This window comes from Streptomyces sp. NPDC005492 (assembly GCF_040605995.1).
Classification (GTDB): domain Bacteria; phylum Actinomycetota; class Actinomycetes; order Streptomycetales; family Streptomycetaceae; genus Streptomyces.
Map to the genome: position 1 here is coordinate 32,729 of NZ_JBEXDX010000028.1, position 18,497 is coordinate 51,225.

Genomic DNA, 18,497 nt, shown 5'->3' on the forward strand with positions numbered 1-18,497 from the left:
CCCAGGGTGACCGAACAGGACTCGAAGCCGAAGGCCTTCCTCTACGTCGTCGTCTGCGCCGCCGGTATCGCCGCGGACGTCACGAAGCTGATCACCGCCGCGCAGGAGCGGGGCTGGGAGGTCGGGGTCATCGCGACCCCGGTCGCGATGGGCGGCTTCTTCGACACGGCCGCCGTCGAGGCACAGACGGGCCGCCCGATACGTTCGGCGTGGCGCACCCCTGGCGATCCCCGCCCGTTCCCGCCCCCGGACGCCGTGCTCGTCGCGCCCGCCACCTTCAACACGATCAACAAATGGGCGGCCGGTACGGCGGACACTCTCGCGCTCGGCACCCTCTGCGAGGCGTACGGCCTCGGCGTCCCGACCGCCGTACTCCCGTGTGTGGGCGAGGCGTTGGCGGCCCATCCCGCCTACCGAGCGAGTCTGCTGCGGCTGCGCGGGATGGGCGTCCGATTCGGGGAGCCGTACTCTGGCGAGGTCCAGGAGGACGGTGTCCGACCGGAGTTCGGCTGGGAGCGGGGACTCGACCTGCTCTAGGAGCAGCCCACCGTCGGACCCGCCAGCATCCCCCCGGTGTAGAGCGTCTGTCCCTGGGGCATCCAGTAGCCCAGCTTCGAAACCACCGTGGAACAACGGGACTTGAGGGAGACCCGAACCACCACGGTGTCCGGGTGTCCCGGCTGGAGATCGGTGAGCGCGCAGTCCAGGGCGTGCGGCAGCCGGACCCGCGAGGGGTAGCGGCCGACCAGCGGATTGACGCAGCGGGTGTCGGAGGTGGTCAGCTCCGCCCCCGTTCCCTCCTCCGCGATCAGCCCGAACCGCGCGCTGCCGTCACCCTCGTCGCTGTCGCGCCGCACCGTGTACCTCAGGGTCGTCACCGCGTTGGGCCGCAGCGCGCTTCGGTCGACCTCGATTCCGTGCGTCGCCTTCGGCTTGGGCGCGGTCAGGGTCAGCGTGGCGTGGACCGTGCCCTGCACATCCACTCCCTCGGGCGCGGAGCGGACGCGCACGGTGGCCGTGAAGTCGTACGTCCCCGGGCCCGGATACTGGCCCGACCCGGGCAGCGTGCCGGACGCGACCGTCTCGCCGGCGCGCCGCGCGGTCCAGGTGCCCGAGGTCCGGCACGCGAACCGGACGACCGCCGAGTGCCGCCGGCAGGTCGCGGGAGCGGACACCGCCATGGTGGGAGTGCCGGTGCCCGCACACAGGCTGACGGCGGCCCGCTGCCCATGATCCCCGTGCAGGACGCCCGCCATCGCGCACAGGGTCGACGGCGGCTCGGGCGCGGGCGGCGCAGGGTCCGTACCGCCCCACGCGGGCGACACCAGGGCCAGCGGCAGCACGGCCGCCCCCATCAGGATCCTCAGGCTGGTCGAACGTCTCGGCACCGCGTTCCTCCCGAACGGCCACGACCGGCCGGACGCCGGTCGCCTGCGCCGAGAATGCGGGACCCGGACAGCCGCCTGACCGCTCCCACGCCGGTCGGCGGGGGAAGGTCACACCAACGCCAGATGTCGGGGAGCGGCGTGGCGTTGCTCCCGGCTCTGTTCCGTGCCCGGCGGCCAGAGGACGCCGGTGCCGGTAAGCGCGCAGCGTCGACCTCGTCCGGCGGCCAGGGCGGGCATCCCTCCTCCGCACGCCCGTCAGTGCCCCAGCCGCACCCGCAGCTCCGGTTGCAACAGCTCCCCATGCGCCCGTACGAGGTCGTCGCACAGGTCCCAGATCCGCTCCACCGGCAGCGCTGCCGCCGTCGCCGGGTCGGTCATCGCCGCGTGGCGGATGTGGCGTGGGTCGCCGTCCGTGGCCGCGCGTACCACCAGGTCGGTGACGGAGACGTACGCGCTGTTGAGGGCCGCGCACTGCGGTGGCAAGGTGCCGATCCGGGTCGGTTGGACGCCCAAAGCATCGACCAGGCAAGGGACTTCGACGATCGAGTCGGGCGGGAGGTTGTCGATCAGGCCCAAGTTGGGGACGTTGCCGTAGATCGTGCGGGGTGTGCCGGTGACGATGCTGTGGACGATCTGCGGGGCGTATTCCAGTGTGCCTTCCACCGGGAGCGGGGCTCCCAGGGCCAGAGCCTCGCGGGTGCGTTCGTAGCTCGCCGTATTCTCCTCGATGATCTCCAGGTACGCGCCGACCGGGAGCCGTAGCCGCTCGATCTCCTCGGTGTGGTGGAGATACCAGGGCACGTACTCGGCGGAGTGCTCGCTGGTCTCGGTGGGGTAGTGGCCGAGTCGGCGGTACATGTCCACGCGGACCCGGCGCAGCAGTCCGGGATCGCGGGCGATCGTCTCGTCCAGCAGCGGGTAGAGGCTCCGCCCCGATCGCTCGAAACGCAGCACCCACGCCTGGTGGTTGACACCGGCGGCCAGATACGAGACCTCCTCGAAGGGAACGCCCACGAGCCGGGCGAGGTCGTGCATCGTCCAGTACACCGAGTGGCACAGGCCGGTCGCCTTGAGGGCGGGTGCGATCCGGCTCAGGTAGAGCAGGTTCATCGCCATCGGGTTGGTGTAGTTCAACAGGTGGGCGTCCGGGCAGAGTTGAGACATGTCCTCCGCCAGCGCCTTCAGCACCGGGAACGTGCGCAGCGCGCGGAAGACGCCACCGATGCCCAGGGTGTCGCCGATCGTCTGGCGCAGTCCGTAGCGGGCCGGGATCGCGAAGTCCGTGCGGGTGGCCTCGTTCATGCCGACCTGGACGATGTTGATGACGAAGTCGGCGTCCGCCAGGGCGGCCCGGCGGTCGAGGTGCGCGGTGATCTCCGGTTTGGCGCCGCGTACTTCGGCGATGTGCCGGGCCGCGCCCTCCGCCGTCGCCAGCCGCTCCGGGTCGATGTCGTGCAACGCGATCCGGGCATGGGCGAGTTCGGGGTAGGAGAACAGGTCGGCCAGCAGGCCCTGCGTGAACACCACACTGCCGGCGCCCACGAAGGCGATCCTGACGTCGGTCATCGGGCTCCTCCGAGAGTGGGTCAAGTACCGTGCGTGGCTCATCCCTTGAGCCCGCTGGACGTGAGCGACTGGATGAAGGTCTTCTGCGCCAGCAGGAACGCGACCAGCACCGGCACCACCGTGACGACGTTGCCCGCCATCACCGCCGACCACTGGGTGTGATGCTGCCCCTGAAAGGTCGTCAGGCCCAACTGGAGGGTGTAGCGGGAGTCGTGGTTGATCGCGATCAGTGGCCACGACAGGTCGTTCCACGTCGACAGGAACGTCAGTACGGCGACCGTGGCCAGCGCCGGCCGGGCCAGCGGCATCACGATGGAGAACAGCACGCGCAGCCGCGAACACCCGTCGATCCAGGCCGCTTCCTCCATCTCCCTCGGCAGCGCGAGGAAGAACTGCCGGAACAGGAACACCGCGAACGGCGTCACCAGAGAGGGCAGGATCAGCGCGCCCAGCGTGTCGATCAGCCCGAGCCACTTCATCACGAGGAACGTCGGGATCATCGTGAGCTGGAACGGCACGACCATCGTCGCCAGCATCAGCCCCAGCAGTAGCCGCGACCCGGCGAACCGCATCCGCGCGAACGCGTACCCGCCCAGCGACCCGAACAGCAGATTCGACACGACCGCCACCGAGGCCACGATCAGCGAGTTGGCGAACCAGCGCGGGAACATCGCGTTGCCCAGCACATACCGGTAGCCGCCCAGGTCAACTCCCTTGGGCCACAAGGCGGGTGGGAACCGGTTGATCTCCGCGTTCGACATCACCGAGCTGAGCAGCAGCCACACGAACGGCAACGCGAAGCACAACGCCAGCGGCGCCAGCACCAGATGCCACGCACTCACCCGCCGAGCACGGCGCGCAATCATCGCGCCCCTCCTTCCGTACGGCCCTGCCGCCGCCGTACGACCCGCAGCGCACCGCCCGCGACCAGCAGCGCCAGCGCGAGGACGTACGCGGAGGCGGCGCCGTAGCCCGCGGTGAACATCTGGAAGGCCTGCTGCCAGACGAAGTAGACGATCACCGTGGTCGAACCGAGCGGACCGCCCTTGGTCGTCACATAGATCAGGTCGAAGACCTGGAGCGAGGTGATGAACTGCCACAGCAGCAGGAACACCGTCACCGGCGTGAGCGCGGGCAGCGTCACATGGCGCAGCACCTGGGCCCGGCCCGCGCCGTCGATGCGGGCCGCCTCGACGAGTTCGGGCGGCACGTCCTGGAGCGCGGCCAGATAGACGACGACACAGAAGCCGACCCCGCTCCACAGCGAGATCAGCACCAGCAGATACAGCGCCTGGTCCGGGTCGGCGAGGAACCCCTGCGCGGAGATACCGAGATGGTGCAGCAGCGCGTTGGCGACGCCGAACTCCGGGTCGAGGATGAACGAGAACAGCACGCCCTGCGCGGTCGCCGACACCACGAACGGGATGAACACCAGCGTGCGGTACAGGCCGATGAGCCGGATCCGCCGGTTGAGCGCCAGGGCCAGCGCGAGTCCGCCGACCAGGCTGAGCGGTACGTACAGCGCCGCGTACAGCAGCGTGTTTCCCACCGCCGTACGGAAGTTGGGGTCCCGGGCGAGGGCCCGGTAGTTGTCGAGGCCGACCCAGCGGCCGGGCGTGACCAGGTCGTCGGCGCGGAACGACAGCAGCAGCGACCAGACGACGGGCACCACGCTCAGCCCGAGGATCACCACGACGGACGGGGCGATGAACGCCCAGGCGGTGGAGCGTTCTTGACGCGCCCGGCGACGCGCGGCCGGAGCGGTGACGGGCCGGGCCGGCAGGGTGAGGGCGCGGGGCAGTGTGGACATCGGGGCTCCCGGAAGGGGGGAAGGTCACCTGGGGATCAGCAGGGCCGCGTCGGCCTTCTCGGCGCAGGTACGGAGCGCCTTCTCGGGAGAGTCCCGGCCGAGCAGCACCGAGACGATCGCCTCGCCCAACGCCTGCGAGATCTGCGGATACGCGGCATGCACGGGCCGGACGCGGGCCGAGCGGAGGGTGTCGGTGAAGACGTCGAGGCCGACGGTAGAGGCACTGTGCTCCCGCCATTCCGGCCGCGCGGCGGTCCCCGTGCTCAGCGGCAGGCCGCCGGCCGAGATGTCCCAACGGACGTCATGGGCAGGCTCGTTGAGCCACTGGACGAACTGCACGGCGGCACGGGACCGCGCCGAACCGTTGTCGAAGACCGTCCAGGTGTCGGGCCCGGAGATGGTCACCGCCCGCCCGCTGTACGTCGGCAGGGGCACGACCCCGTAGTCGACCTTCGCGGTGACGATGTCGGGGAGTTCCCAGGGGCCGGTGGCGACCATGGCCATCCGGCCGTTGAGGAACACCTGGTAGAGCTGCTCGCTGCCGGGCTTGGTGTCCAGGTACACGCTCTTGTCGCGGCCGAGTTGGGCGACCGTCCGCAGGGCCTGGACGCCCTGGTCGGCGAAACCGATGTGCTTGCCGTCCGGCGCGACGACCTCGCCGCCCAGATCCCACAGCATCGGCCACAGCCGCCACACCGTGTCTTCGTCGCCGACGGCCGGCCATCCGGTGCCGAAGACGCCCCGGTCGTGGTCGGTCAACTGCCGTGCGGCGTCGGTGAATTGCAGCCAACTCCAGCCGGGCTTCGGGTAGTCGAGCCCCGCCTCCCGGAACAGCTTCCTGTTGTAGACGACGGCCAGCGAGTCGAGCACGGCGGGCGCGGCGCGCACCCGCCCGTTGACGGTGACCGCGTCGCGCACCGGCTTCCAGAACGAGTCCCAGGGCGTCGGACCCTCCCGCATAGCGGACGTCAGATCGACGACACGCGGGCTGCGCGCCACGCTCGCCAGGTCCGAGCCGAAGATGTAGGCGATGTCCGGGTAGGAGCCGGCGGCGAGCGCGGCGGTCACCTTCTGGAGCATCGCGTCGGCCAACACCCCACCCCCGCCCGCGTCCACGCGGATCCTCGGATGGGTCCGGTTGAACTCGGAGACCAGCGCCTCCACGGCCTTGCGGCCCGTGTCGGACTGCCCGTGCCACAGCTCCACGATCACCCGGCCGTCCGCGCCGACCCCGTCCGAGGCACCGCCCGCACACCCACTCGCGGCACCGATCGCCGCGGCCCCGAGCAGCACCCCGCGGCGCGACATTCCCTTCGTCATGGCGACCTCCTCACCGCACCTTGCGGACGTAGTCGGCGCTGCCGGGCGTCGACACGTCGACATCCCGGCGCACGATGCTGAGTCTGTTCCCGAAGTCCGAACGGGCCTTGCGCAGACCGGAGTCGGAGTACTCGATGACGATGACCCGGTCGTCGAAGGCCTTGGCGTACTCCCCGCACTCGTCGTACTCCGCGCACTCCTCCGCCACCGCGAAGTCGAGCCCGGTCCGCTTCCTGATCCCGGCCAGCTCCACCGTGTTCTTCTGGGCGATGGCGAGGTGACGGACGTGCGCGTGGCGGGAGAGGAGGGTGATGAAGGCGGTCGCGTCGTTCGCCGTCAGGAGGTGGTGGGAGCGGGTGTAGCTGTCGTAGTTGTCCGGCTCGACGGCGTCGAAGCCCTTCGCCGCGCAGCCGTCGATCCACCGCTCGACCCGGGCCGCGATCCGCTCCCGCTTCGCCGCCGTACCGATGTCGAGCAGCGCCTCGCCCCAGTCCTCGTCGACGACCACGTTGCCCTGCGCGTCGCGCAGCAGCAGGTCGGCGGGCCAGGAGGCGCGCTCGTCGGGCTGGGCCTGGAAGGCGTTGACGTAGCAGATGTTGTAGAGGCCGGGCGCGGGCGACGCCGTACGGTCGCGGCTGACGATCCGGACGCCGGGCGGCGGGGGATAGGCGCCGCCGATCTGGTAGTCGAAGTCGGCCTGCCTGGGCGGTAGTTGGACCCTTTCGGTCGTCGAAGCCGACGGGCTCGCAGGCGCTGAATCCGACGGGCTCTCCGGCGTGGAGCGGGACGGGCTCGGTGGCGACGTGCCGGTCGGCGCCGAGCGCGACGGGGCCTCCGACACCGGCCGCGAGGGTCGTTCCGGCGTTGCGCCGCCGGTCGAGGTTCCGCACGAGACCAGTACCGATGTGACCACGACGGCGGTGCTCAGGACCGCGGCCGTCCCGAGACCTCCGACGCGGGAGACACCCTTGGCGGGCATGTCCGGCTCCATCAATCGCGGGTACGACCCCGCCTCGGACCGGATGGCGTCGCGGTCCTGGCGACTGTGGCCGGGCTTGGAACCTGTCCGCTACCGGCTGGGCGCACCTCTGTGTACCGCGCCGCACGCGCGGGCACGTCCAGGATCAAAGCGCCCCCGACCCCACCCGTCAAGGGCGCCTGCCGCACGCGTGACATGGAGCACTCTTCAAGTCGTACGCTCCCCACTGGTACCGAATCCGAAGGCAGGAGCAGCAACGATGCAGTACGTGAAGCTCGGTTCGACGGGCCTGGACGTCTCGCGGATCTGTCTGGGCTGCATGACCTACGGCCTCCCGGACCGCGGCGTCCACGAGTGGACCCTCGACGAGGAGGCGTCCCGCCCGCTGATCCGGCAGGCGCTGGAGGCCGGGATCAACTTCTTCGACACGGCCAATGTCTACTCCGACGGCACCAGCGAGGAGATCACCGGCAGGGCGCTGCGCGACTTCGCCCGCCGCGACGAGGTCGTCCTCGCCACGAAGGTGCACGGCCGGACCCGCCCAGGACCCAACGGCGCCGGACTCTCCCGCAAGGCGATCCTGTCCGAGATCGACCTCAGCCTCAGCCGCCTCGGCACCGACTACGTCGACCTCTACCAGATCCACCGCTACGACCCGCACACCCCCATCGAGGAGACGATGGAGGCGCTGCACGACCTCGTCAAGGCGGGCAAGGTCCGCTACATCGGGGCGAGTTCGATGTACGCGTGGCAGTTCGCCAAGCACCAGCACATCGCCGAGCGGCACGGCTGGACCAAGTTCGTGTCCATGCAGAACCACTACAACCTCCTCTACCGCGAGGAGGAGCGCGAGATGCTGCCGCTCTGCGCTGACCAGGGCGTCGGCGTGCTGCCCTGGAGCCCGCTGGCGCGCGGGCGCCTCACCCGGGACTGGGGCACCACCACCGAGCGCAGCAGCAACGACAACTTCGGCAGCCGCCTCTACCAGGAGGGCGACCGCGGCATCGTCGAAGCGGTCACCCGCATAGCCGGCGACCGAGGCGTCCCGCGCGCCCAGGTCGGCCTCGCCTGGCTGCTGCACCAGAGCACGGTGGCCGCACCGATCGTCGGCGCGGGCAAGCCCCAGCACATCGAGGACGCGGTCGCCGCCGTCGAACTGGAGCTGAGCGACAAGGAGTTGGCGGAACTGGAGCAGCCCTACACACCGCACGCGATCAGCGGCCACTCCTGACGGACCGTCAATGCGGGCCGTGCGGGGCGAACTCCGTGCCGCACGGCCCCGCCCCGGCGCTCTCCGCCAGCGCCACCCGCTCGCCGCTCATCGAGATCGTGCGGTAGAACCTCCCCACGCGCTCGGCCGAGCGGCCCACGTAGTGCCCGATGAACGACCGGCGGAAGCGGACCGCGCTGCGGTTGGGCTGCGAGCCGTGCACCAGGCTGCCGTTGAAGAACAGGACGTCCCCGGGCGCCATGTCGACCGGCACGGCCGAGAGTCCGGGCGGCGGTGGCACGTACTCGCGCGCGAAGGACACCCCGGCATCCGCCTCCTCCGGACAGAACAGCCCATCCCTCCATGCGGCCACACAGGTGCCCGGCTCGGCCCGCAGATAGAAGTTGTCCTGGTGCAGCGCCTGGCCGCGCGCCCCCGGTGGCTTGAAGTAGAACATGCTCTGCGCGGCCAGCACCGCCTCGCCCAACAGGGTCTCCAGGACGCTCCGCAGCCGCGGGTCCAGGAGGAAGCGCAGGGCGAGAGGGTTGATTTCGTGCGGGTGCATCACCCTCGGGTGGGTCCGCAGCGGATCGCCCGAGGTGCGCGGTTCGAAGTGCCCGGGCACCGGACCGGACGCGTGCATGGCCGCGAACTCCGCGCGCAGCCGCTCGATTTCGTCGTGTCCGAACAGTCCGCGTGCGACGGTGAAGCCGGCCTCCTCGAACGCGCCGATGTTCGTGGCTGACATGCGCGACCTCCTCGACGTGGTGTCACGACCACCGTCTCAGGAGTCGGGGCACTCGCCTATTGGTTGCGCGCCAACTCCGTCATCGGCGAGGTCATGAAGTTGTCAACTCCTGCTATGGCACCGTCCCGCCCGGCAACGGTGTCATTTGCTCGAACATGACCTGGGAAGACGGCGGGAAGGGCGGTGTCCCGGCCCGGCCGGCCGGTGCTTCGGGCGGTCTCCGGCCAATGGTTTCTGGATTTCCGGTGCGGATACGGAGTCAATCCCATAACGGACCTGATTGACGAATCGTCAATTGGCGGGGGTCGGAACGTAAACCACAAAACCGTGGGAGACCTTGTTCCGTCTCGCTGACCTGTGCAAAGGTGTGCCTGTCGGTGCGCAGGCATATACATGATTCCCCTCTGCGCGCACGAGGCCGCTCCCGTACGCCACCCCCCTTGCTTCAAAAGAGCTGCCCCAGGCGGACGTTAGAGATGCCGTACATCGGACGGGCATGCCCTGTCGGCTCGTCGGCACGGCCGCATACCCATTGGTATGGACTAAATCCCGCGTTTCACCTGGAGGAATGCAGCCGTGACGGACTCAGGTCCCTCGAATTCCCCGACTTCCGCTCACCACTTCGAAGTGACCGACGAACAGCTCAGCGCCGAGCTGAAGAAGTGGACGGGGACGACACCAGCGCTGCAACCCGTCGGCGAACTGCTGGACCGGCACTGGGAAGCGGCCTTCGCCTATGCGGGGCTGTGCACCGACGGACCGCACCACGCCGGAATGCTCACCACGGCCGCTTTCACCCGGCTCTTCGGAGAATCCCTGCGGCAGTCCGGACCGAGCGCGGCCTGGCGGCCCCAGGTGCTGGTCACCGTGCGCCGTATCGCCGCCGAATGGGACACCGACCACCGGCAGGAAATGCTCCACCCCGATCTGCGCTCACCGTCCGGTGACGGTGGCCGGGTCGCGGCCCGGCTGCTGCCGGTGCCCGAACGGCGGCTGCTCTCCCGGGCGTTCCAGCGCTTGCCTCAGACGGCGCGCACCCTGCTCTGGCACCTCGAGGTCGAGTCCGAGCCGGTCTCCATAGCCGCCGGACTGGTCGGCCTGGACGAAGAGGGCGCCCGCATCGAACTCGGGCGCGCCGTCACGCGGTTGCGTGAGGAGTGCCTCCAGGTCCATCGCGAACTCGCCCACGACGACGAGTGCCAGCTCTACATCCGGCTGCTGGACGTGACCTTCCGGCGCGGTGGCGCGGAGGTCGACCCGGACCTCGCCATGCACCTCACGGTCTGCAAGCACTGCCGGCACACCGCCGACCAGCTCAACCAGTTCAACGCCGGACTCGGCGTGGCACTGGCCGAAGGCGTGCTCGGCTGGGGCGCACGGGCCTACCTGGAGGTCAGGGCCGGCAGCCGCAACCTGCCCGCCGAGATGTCGACCGCCTCGACCGACCTGGCCGTGCGGTCCGGACCGCGCCGCGGCGAACTCAGATCGGCCCACAAGGCGGCCCGCCGCGTCCGCCGCCGCAACCTCGCCGTGGCCGTGCTGACCGTGAGCGGACTCGTCGTCCTTCCGCTCGTCCTGTGGGCCCACGGCGGTTCCGACGACGCGAAGACCACGACCGGGAACCAGGCCGCCGGTGCCTCCGGCACCGGCAAGGAATCCGCCAACCCCTCCTGGGTCGGCAAGAACGACACCACCCAGGGCACGCTCAGCGGCCGTCTGCACAACGTCGAGTCCGGCCTCTGCATCGGCATCGTCGGCAACAAGCCCCTCGATGGCGCCGAGGCCGCACTGCAGACGTGCTCCTCGGCGGCCGGCCAGCAGTGGTCGTACGAGACCGACGGACAGTTGCGCAGCACGGCCGACCCCGGTCTGTGCCTCGACTCGCACCTCGCCTTCGAGGTACAGCTCGCCCCCTGCACCGGCGCGTCCTCGTCGACGGCCAAGAACATCCGCTACGACTTCACCCTCCAGGGCATCCTCGTACCGCGCTGGAACCAGGACCTGGCCCTGACCCCCGCCTCCACCGACGGCGGCGGCGCGCTCGTCCTGAAGACCCGGGCGGACGGCTCGGCCCAGCGCTGGGTCTTCGACACCTCGAAGGCCGACCCGCAGATGCAGGTCGTCAACTGGGACACCGACACCACCGGGTCACCGACTCCCACGACCAAGAAGGCCGCCCCGACGGCATCACCCACGCCGACGGCCACACCCACCCCGACACCGACGGCATCGACCCCGCAGTCCACACCGACGACGTCCGCCCCGACGCTCGACTACTGCGACTACTACCCGTCCTACTGCTCGGGCAACGGCCAGGGCGGCTGGGGCGGAGGCGGCGGGTACGGGGGCGGCTACGGCGGCAGCGGGCACGGCCGCTGACCTCAGTGCGGGCGGTGCGGCGGAGGCGGTGGCAGCGTGGCGATGCCCGGCGCCGCCTCCGGCCACACCAGCAGCACCGGACAGGGCGCGTGATCGACGGCGAACCGTACGGCGGGCCCGAGACTGTGCGGACCCAGCCGGGCACGGTCGCCGTCGCGGGCCAGCACCAGCAGATCGGCGTCCTCGGCGGCGGCCACCACCTCACGCTCGACCCGCCCGGCCCGCTCCATCGCGGTGCACGGCCGCCCCAGCCGGTCGGCGGCAGCGGCGAGCAGATCCGCCGCCGACGTACTGCCCAGATCCTCGAGGCGGGTCCCGGGATCACGTCCCGGAGCGCCCCGGCCGAGCAGCCCGGCGAAGGCCCCGTGCGCGAGACCGGGCACGTCCGGCCCGCTGACATGCAGCAGCACCACCTCGGAATCCTCCGGCGCATGCGTGCGGACGGCGTCCACACAGGCGGGCCATGTGCCCTCGACCAGCCAGGCGATCACACGCATTCGGCCTCCCTCGGGGTCAGAGAACCTGGAGCGACACCCACAGTGCCAGCACGGCAGGGACGAGCGCCGACGGCACGGCGAGCAGCCCCAGCTTCGTGAACTCCTTGAGATCCACGCCGTGTTCGTGCTGATGCACGATCCGCCGCCACAGCAGCGTCGCGAGCGAACCGGCGTAGGTCAGGTTCGGCCCGATGTTCACCCCGAGCAGCACGGCGAGCACGGCACCGGGCCCGGACTGCGCGGTCAGCGGCAGCAGGACCAGCACGGCCGGCAGGTTGTTGATGACATTGGCCAGTACGGCGGCCAGGGCGGCGATCCCGAGCAGGGCCGCGATGCCGGTCCCGCCGGGCAGCACGTGAGCGAGCGCGTCCGAGAGCCCGTTGTCCACCACGGCCCGCACCACGATCCCGAGCGCCAGCACGAACGCCAGGAAGGAGGGCGCGGCGGCCCGCACGATCGTCAGCGGGGTCGCCTGCCGCCGTAGGAGACCCCGGCCGGCCATGACGAGCGCGCCGGCGAGCGCGGCCCACGCCGGATCGATGCCGACCGCCGAGGTCAGCACGAACCCCGCGAGGGTGCAGGCGACGGTCGCCAACGCGAACACCGGCACCCCGGGCGTGTCCCCGGAGGCAGGCTGAGGCGCCGCGGCCGCGAGGTCACGGGCGAAGAACTTCCGGAACACCAGGTACTCGGCGCCGATCGCGACCAGCCAGGGCAACGCCATCAGCCCGGCGAAGCGGGTGAAGCTCAGACCGCTCGCGGCGAAGGCGAGGAGGTTCGTCAGGTTGGAGACCGGCAGCAGCAGCGAGGCCGTGTTCGACAGATGCGTGCAGGCGTAGATGTGCGGCTTGGGCCTGACCCCCATCCGGGACGCCGTCGCGAACACGACCGGCGTCAGCAGCACGATGGTGGCGTCCAGACTGAGCACCGCGGTGATCGCCGAGGCGAGCGCGAACACCGCCGTCAGCAGCCGTCCCGGGCTGCCCTTCGCCCACTGGGCCATCCACGCCCCGCAGGCCCTGAACAGCCCCTCCACATCGCAGAAATGGGCGAGCACCAGCACTGCGGCCAGAAAGCCGACCACCGGTCCGAGTTGCTCGGCCTCCGCCCGCGCGTGGTCGAGCGAGATCGCCCCGGTGGCCACGGCGATCCCGGCGGCCGGGACCGCCATCACCGCCTCCGGCCACCCGAAGGGCCGGACGACGGCCCACACGAGGACGGCGACGAGCAGGACGACGGACAGTGTCTCGGCGAGCGGGGTGTTCAGGGGACGGTCCTCCGGGGCGCGATCAGTGGTGCCCGCCCCATGAAACCAGGCCGTGCAGACACGTCCGCGGTCAGGCGCCCGTGCCCGCGCTGAACACCGACAGGCGCACCGAGGACGAGTTGCCCGACACGGGCACCGCGCCCGCCGTCCACGCCACCTTCAGCGGGTCCTTCTCGTCGGGCGGGGTCACCACCAGCGTGGTGGGGGTGGCCGTCTTCGCGCCGCTGATCTCCGGGTTGGAGAAGGTCAGGCCCGCCCAGGCGCTCTGCCCCGGCTTCAGCGTGACAGTGGTGGCGGTGCTGCCCGACTCGCGCTGGGGGTCCGGGCCCAACTGGGTGCCCGAGGCGTTCACGAACGCGGCGCCGGGAAAGCCGCGCACCGTGCAGGTACGGCCGGAGGTGTTGGTGAGCACGATCGGGAAGTTCTCCTGCCCGGCGCCCGGGTCGTTGCCGCCCACCTTCGCCTTCAGCTCGGAGGTGTGGCACCGGCTGCTGATGGTGGTGACGCCGCCACCGGAACTTGCCGACGAGGACGTGGAGGAACCGGACGAGGTCGAAGTCGAGTCGGACCCGGTGGCGGTGTCGCTGCCGCTCGACGAGGCGACCGGCGCGCTGGACCCGTCGGCCGAGGCGTCGCCGCCCGCGGGCGCCGCCGTACCCGACTCGGTCTGCGGGCTGCTCACCGTACCGCTGCCGTTGCCGCAGGCGGTCGTCAGGCCCAGGACAGCGACCGCGCTCACGAGCAGGGCCGCCCGGCGCAGGGACTGAGACGTGTTGACCATCTTCGACACTCCTGGAAGTTCACCTCACAGCGCCTCGCGCGCCGTCACAGAGGTCGGATGCGCGTGCGCGCCGAAAGGTTCGCGGGATCATGGGATTTTTTTCCGGCGGTGATTCCGACGGTGATCAGGTGACCCGGAGCGAGCGGAGTATGCGCGCGGTCGCGTCACCGCTGTGCTGCCGTATCTGTACGTAGACCTGGGGCTGCGCCGCGCCGCCGACCATGCGGAGCGCGGTCTCCGACAGGGTGCCCGTGCCGCCCGAGCAGTCGCTCCAGGTGCGGATCGTGCCGCGCCAGCTCGCACTCGAGTAGGCGTGGCTGCCGTCGTAGTGGCAGCCGGAGTGGCCGATGCCGTCCACCTTGGGCGTCACGCTGCCGTGCTCGCTGAGGCCGATGAAGACGCCATTCACGTCCGCCGAGAGGTCCGGCCACTTCGCGAGGTCGTCGGCGACCGCCAGCCCCGGCTCGTGCCCGGCCGTCAGCCCGATCGCGTGCGGATCCCAGCCCGAGTCGCGCAACTGACGGCCCCAGGCGGCGGGCACCTCGGCCACCACGCGCCCGGTGCTGTCCTTCACCCGCAGGTCCGAACTCCCGGACGACGACGGCAGGTTGAGCACCGCGACGGCTGTCCCGGCGGCCACGACGACGAACAGACCCGTCATCAGCGCGACGCCCCGGTGCCGGCTGCGCGGCTTCCGCACCGTGAGCTCGGCGGCCAGCCGCTCCAGCTCCTCCGCGAACGCGCGTGCCGTCGGCCAGCGCCGCTCCCGGGCCGGCTCCAGCGCGCGCAGCAGGGCCCGCTGGACCTCCGGGGGCACGTCCGGTCGCAGCCGGTCCGGCCGTACGACCTGACCGGGCGCCCCCGGAACAGTGCCGGTGACCAGCTCGTAGCCGACCGCGCCCAGGCTGTACACGTCGGCGCGCTCGTCGATGCCCGAGCCGGCCTGCGCCTGCTCCGGCGGCTGGTAGCCCGCCGACCCCGCGGCCAGGGTGAGGCCCGAGGCGTGCGCCAGGCTCTTGGCCAGGCCCAGGTCGGCGAGCAGGACCCGGCCGGTGCCGTCCGGGGCGGTGCGCAGCAGCACGTTGCTCGGCTTGATGTCCCGGTGCACGATCCCCGCCTCGTGCAGCGCGGCGGCGCCCCGGGCGGCCAGCGCGGTCAGCCGCAGCGCCTCGGGGACGGGCAGCGGACCCGCGGCGAGGACGTCGGCGAGGGTACCGGCGTCGGCGTACTCCATCACGAAGTACGGCCGTCCGTCGGGCAGCTCACCGATGTCGTAGACCTGCACCACCCGGTTCGAACCGGCCCTGCGCAGCAGCCGGGCCTCGGACAGGAAGCGCTCCCGGACATCGAGACGGTGCGCCCAGTTCTCGGCGAGGACCTTCACCGCGACCGGTGCTTCGAGCTCGTCGTCGTGCGCGAGCCAGACCGTGCCGAACGCGCCGCTGCCGAGGCGGCGTTCGAGGCGGTAGCGGCCGATCTGTTCGACGGAGTGCATGGGACTATCATGCCTGCTCGTAGATCGAGGCGGAGGAGTGGAGCCCGTGCGCGAAACGGCGCCGACCGAGGACCTGGCCCGACTCGCGGCGGCGGGTGACCCGGCCGCCCTGGACACGCTGCTGCGGGTGATCCAGCCGGAGGTCGTACGGCGGTGCGCGCGGTTCCTGCCGTGCCGTGAGGACGCCGAGGAGGCGGCGCAGGACGTCCTGCTGCAAGTCGCCCGGAAGATCGGCACGTTCGAGGGCCGCAGCCTGTTCAGCACCTGGCTGTACACGGTCGTCGCCAACGGCTCCCGGCAGAAGTACCGCGAGCTGAAGCGGCGGGCCGCCGAGCAGCCCGCGGTGATCGACGTGACGCAGCAGGTCGACCCGCGCACCACGAGTGTCATCGCCGGGTCGAAGATCGACCTGCTTGAGGCGCTGGAGCGCCTTGAGCGGGAGCATCCGCACCTGGTCGCGCCGCTGGTCTACCGGGACATCTGCCAGCTCGAATACGCCGACGTCGCCGAGCGGATCGGCATCCCCCTCGGCACGCTCAAGTCACGGCTGCACGAGGCCCGCCGCCAGGTCAGGCCCTGGCTGACCGACGCCTCCTGACCCGGCTCGGTCCTGGTCGAATCACTCCTGGTCGAAGAGGGACAGCTCGGCCCAGATCGTCTTGCCGTCGGCCGTGTGCCGGGTGCCCCAGCGCTGGGTGAGCTGGGCGACCAGCAGCAGTCCGCGCCCGCCCTCGTCCCAGGTCTTGGCGCGGCGCAGGTGCGGCGCCGTGTGGTTGGTGTCGGACACCTCGCAGATCAGCGTCTCCTCGTCATGGATCAGCCGCAGCCGGATGGGGCGGGCGCCGTACCGGATGGCGTTGGTGACCAGCTCGCTCACCACCAGCTCGGCGGTGAAGCCGGCCTCGCTGAGGTTCCAGGTGTCGAGCTGCTCGACGACCTGCTTGCGGATCGGGGCGACGAGCGAGGGGTCGGCGGGGATGTCCCAGGTCGCGACCTGTTCGGGCGGCAGCCCCTGGGTGCGGGCCAGGAGGAGGGCCACGTCGTCGGCCGCGCCGCCCGGCGGGAGCACGGCGTGCAGGATCCGGTCGCAGCGCTCGTCCAGCGAGTCCGAGGGCGCGTACAGGGCGTCGAACAGCAGCCGGTGGCTGTCGTCGAGGTCCCGCTCGCGGTTCTCGACCAGCCCGTCGGTGTACAGCGCGAGCACGGTGCCCTCGGACAGCTCCAGCTCGGCCGACTCGAAGGGCAGTCCGCCCAGGCCCAGCGGCGGTCCCGCGGGCAGGTCGACATGCTCGGGCGGCCCGCCCGGCCGGAGCATGATCGGCGGCGGATGTCCGGCCCGGGCCAGCGTGCAGCGCCGGGACACCGGGTCGTACACCGCGTACAGACAGGTCGCGCCGACCTCCCCCGGGCTGCCGTCGTTGCCGGCCTCCGCGGAGAGCCGGACGACCAGGTCGTCGAGGTGGGTCAGCAACTCGTCGGGGGCCAGGTCGATGTCGGCGAGAGTGCGGACGGCGGTGCGCAGCCGGCCCATGGTGGCGGAGGCCTGGATGCCGTGGCCCACGACGTCCCCGACGACCATGGCGACCCGCATCCCGGACAGCGGGATCACGTCGAACCAGTCGCCGCCGACCCCGGCGCGGGCCGCCGGCAGATAGCGCGAGGACGCGTCCAGGGCGGCGGTGCGCGGCAGTTTGCGGGGGAGCAGGCTGCGCTGGAGGGCGAGCGCCGTCTCGCGTTCGCGGGAGAAGCGGCGGGCGTTGTCGATACAGACGGCGGCGCGGCCCGTGACCTCCTCGGCCAGCAGGACGTCGTCGTCGGTGAACGGGTCGATGCGCCGGTACCGGGTGAGGACCGCCACGCCGAGGGTGACACCGCGTGCCTGGATCGGTACGGCCATCGAGGAGTGGATGCCGTACTCGTGGACCCGCTTGGTCCGGGCGCGGTCCCAGGCGAGCCAGAGCTCGAGGTCCCGGCCCGAGGCGACGAGGGGGCGGCCCGCGACCAGCGCATCGGCCTGCGGGGACTGCTCGGGGTACAGCTCGAACTGGCCGGGTTTGACGACGGCCTCGGGGTTGCCCTGCTGCCACGACCGGTGGGCGGTCCGGCGCAGTCTGACCGGCGCGGTGATGGCCGTCGGCAGCTCGCCGCCGTGCTCCTGCGGGTCCAGCAGGTCGATGCTGACGAAGTCGGCCAGCGCCGGCACACAGACATCCGCCAGCTCCTGGGCCGTACGGGTGACGTCGAGGGTGGTGCCGATGCGCACGCTCGCCTCGTTCACGATCTGCAGCCGCTCGCGCGCCAGGTAGTTCTCGGTGAAGTCGTGCGCGGCCAGACACACGCCCCGCACCCGGCCCTCGGCGTCGGTGAGCGGCGCCATCCGGGCGAGCCAGGCGTGCGCGGCGTCCTCGCCGCCGGTGCGCATGTAGATCTGGAAGTCCTGGGCGGTGCCCGCGGCCAACACCTGGAGCATGTACTGCTCCAGCAGCTCGCTCTGCGTCTTGCCGCCGATCTCGGTGACCCGCAGGCCCCGGATGCGTTCCTCGGGCAGGCCGATCACGTCGCCCATCGCGTCATTGACCCGGCTCAGCCGCAGCCGCTCGTCGTAGACCGCGATGGCACACGGCGACTGGGTCAGCGCCGCGGTGGCGAGGGGGTCCTCCTCGGAGTCCGGGCCGCCGCCCTCCAGAGGCGTCACGACGAGCCATCGGCCCGGGCCGCCCTCCAGGGGATGCTGGCGGTGGGCCAGCAGCCACACGGACATGGTGCCGCCGTCGCGGTGGCGCAAGGTGACGGTGCCGTCGCAGCGGGCGCCCGCGATGTCCGGCAGCTCCTCGGCGCCGTCGGCCAGCAACCGCACGGCCGGTCGGCCCACGACCTCGTCGGCGGTGTGGCCGAGGAGCCGCCGTGCCCCTTCGTTCCACTCCAACAGAGTGCCGGCGTCGTCGATGACAGCCCGCGCCGTCGCGGCATCGTCGAACGGGTACACCGGTCTCATCGTCGCCACTCCATCGCGCACACTCACAGTGAACAAACACGTCACTTGTGTTCCAGCCTAGT

Annotated in this window: 16 protein-coding genes; 4 read left to right on the top strand and 12 right to left on the bottom strand. The window is 71.2% G+C overall.

Annotated features, from left to right (window positions below; translation table 11 throughout):
• Window positions 1–6: 6 nt before the first annotated feature.
• Window positions 7–537: a flavoprotein gene (locus ABZT04_RS30530; RefSeq protein WP_356060209.1), complete on the top strand. Its 531-nt coding sequence runs from the start codon at window positions 7–9 to the stop codon at window positions 535–537.
• Here the strand turns inward: ABZT04_RS30530 and ABZT04_RS30535 are convergent.
• The 6 genes from ABZT04_RS30535 to ABZT04_RS30560 all read right to left on the bottom strand — a co-directional run bounded on the left by ABZT04_RS30535 (window position 534) and on the right by ABZT04_RS30560 (window position 7,063).
• Window positions 534–1,388, bottom strand: a complete 855-nt coding sequence (locus tag ABZT04_RS30535; RefSeq protein WP_356060210.1) for a hypothetical protein — start codon at window positions 1,386–1,388, stop codon at window positions 534–536. The two genes, ABZT04_RS30530 and ABZT04_RS30535, sit on opposite strands and share 4 nt — an antisense overlap.
• Window positions 1,389–1,643: 255 nt before the next feature.
• On the bottom strand, window positions 1,644–2,954 hold the full coding sequence (locus ABZT04_RS30540; protein WP_356060211.1) for an alpha-glucosidase/alpha-galactosidase: 1,311 nt from the start codon (window positions 2,952–2,954) through the stop codon (window positions 1,644–1,646).
• A gap of 38 nt (window positions 2,955–2,992) precedes the next feature.
• Entirely contained in the window at window positions 2,993–3,820 is an 828-nt protein-coding gene (locus ABZT04_RS30545; RefSeq protein ID WP_356060212.1) for a carbohydrate ABC transporter permease, read from the bottom strand.
• Window positions 3,817–4,764 carry a sugar ABC transporter permease gene (locus ABZT04_RS30550; protein WP_356060213.1) on the bottom strand — a complete coding sequence of 316 codons (948 nt, stop codon included), beginning with the start codon at window positions 4,762–4,764 and terminating at the stop codon, window positions 3,817–3,819. Before ABZT04_RS30550 ends, ABZT04_RS30545 begins: the two co-directional genes overlap by 4 nt.
• 24 nt (window positions 4,765–4,788) lie before the next feature.
• Window positions 4,789–6,084, bottom strand: coding sequence for an ABC transporter substrate-binding protein (locus tag ABZT04_RS30555; protein ID WP_356060214.1), 1,296 nt, complete (start codon window positions 6,082–6,084; stop codon window positions 4,789–4,791).
• A gap of 10 nt (window positions 6,085–6,094) precedes the next feature.
• Complete coding sequence (locus ABZT04_RS30560) at window positions 6,095–7,063, bottom strand: endo alpha-1,4 polygalactosaminidase (RefSeq protein ID WP_356060215.1); 969 nt, start codon at window positions 7,061–7,063, stop codon at window positions 6,095–6,097.
• Window positions 7,064–7,322: 259 nt separating this feature from the next.
• On the opposite strand from ABZT04_RS30560, the gene ABZT04_RS30565 reads away from it, so the two are divergent.
• The gene (locus ABZT04_RS30565; protein ID WP_356060216.1) at window positions 7,323–8,294 is read left to right on the top strand and encodes an aldo/keto reductase; all 972 of its coding nucleotides are present in this window, start codon (window positions 7,323–7,325) and stop codon (window positions 8,292–8,294) included.
• Between the two features lie 7 nt (window positions 8,295–8,301).
• Here the strand turns inward: ABZT04_RS30565 and ABZT04_RS30570 are convergent, their stop codons facing one another.
• Window positions 8,302–9,021, bottom strand: coding sequence for a phytanoyl-CoA dioxygenase family protein (locus ABZT04_RS30570; protein ID WP_356060217.1), 720 nt, complete (start codon window positions 9,019–9,021; stop codon window positions 8,302–8,304).
• Window positions 9,022–9,597: 576 nt separating this feature from the next.
• Between ABZT04_RS30570 and ABZT04_RS30575 the strand changes: the two genes are divergently transcribed.
• Window positions 9,598–11,400, top strand: a complete 1,803-nt coding sequence (locus ABZT04_RS30575) for a ricin-type beta-trefoil lectin domain protein (RefSeq protein WP_356060218.1) — start codon at window positions 9,598–9,600, stop codon at window positions 11,398–11,400.
• Between the two features lie 2 nt (window positions 11,401–11,402).
• Here the strand turns inward: ABZT04_RS30575 and ABZT04_RS30580 are convergent, their stop codons facing one another.
• The 4 genes from ABZT04_RS30580 to ABZT04_RS30595 all read right to left on the bottom strand — a co-directional run bounded on the left by ABZT04_RS30580 (window position 11,403) and on the right by ABZT04_RS30595 (window position 15,440).
• Window positions 11,403–11,897 carry a universal stress protein gene (locus tag ABZT04_RS30580; protein ID WP_356060219.1) on the bottom strand — a complete coding sequence of 165 codons (495 nt, stop codon included), beginning with the start codon at window positions 11,895–11,897 and terminating at the stop codon, window positions 11,403–11,405.
• A gap of 16 nt (window positions 11,898–11,913) precedes the next feature.
• On the bottom strand, window positions 11,914–13,164 hold the full coding sequence (locus tag ABZT04_RS30585; RefSeq protein WP_356060266.1) for an arsenic transporter: 1,251 nt from the start codon (window positions 13,162–13,164) through the stop codon (window positions 11,914–11,916).
• A 70-nt stretch (window positions 13,165–13,234) separates the two neighbouring features.
• The gene (locus ABZT04_RS30590; RefSeq protein ID WP_356060220.1) at window positions 13,235–13,945 is read right to left on the bottom strand and encodes a DUF4232 domain-containing protein; all 711 of its coding nucleotides are present in this window, start codon (window positions 13,943–13,945) and stop codon (window positions 13,235–13,237) included.
• 124 nt (window positions 13,946–14,069) lie between these two features.
• A complete protein-coding gene (locus ABZT04_RS30595; protein WP_356060221.1) occupies window positions 14,070–15,440 on the bottom strand; it encodes a serine/threonine-protein kinase in 1,371 nt (456 codons plus the stop codon).
• Between the two features lie 46 nt (window positions 15,441–15,486).
• Here ABZT04_RS30595 and ABZT04_RS30600 point away from each other — a divergent pair, with 46 nt between their 5' ends.
• On the top strand, window positions 15,487–16,038 hold the full coding sequence (locus ABZT04_RS30600; RefSeq protein ID WP_355911171.1) for an RNA polymerase sigma factor: 552 nt from the start codon (window positions 15,487–15,489) through the stop codon (window positions 16,036–16,038).
• A 21-nt stretch (window positions 16,039–16,059) separates the two neighbouring features.
• Here ABZT04_RS30600 and ABZT04_RS30605 read toward each other — a convergent pair whose 3' ends face one another.
• Window positions 16,060–18,435: a SpoIIE family protein phosphatase gene (locus ABZT04_RS30605; RefSeq protein WP_356060222.1), complete on the bottom strand. Its 2,376-nt coding sequence runs from the start codon at window positions 18,433–18,435 to the stop codon at window positions 16,060–16,062.
• Window positions 18,436–18,497 lie beyond the last annotated feature (62 nt).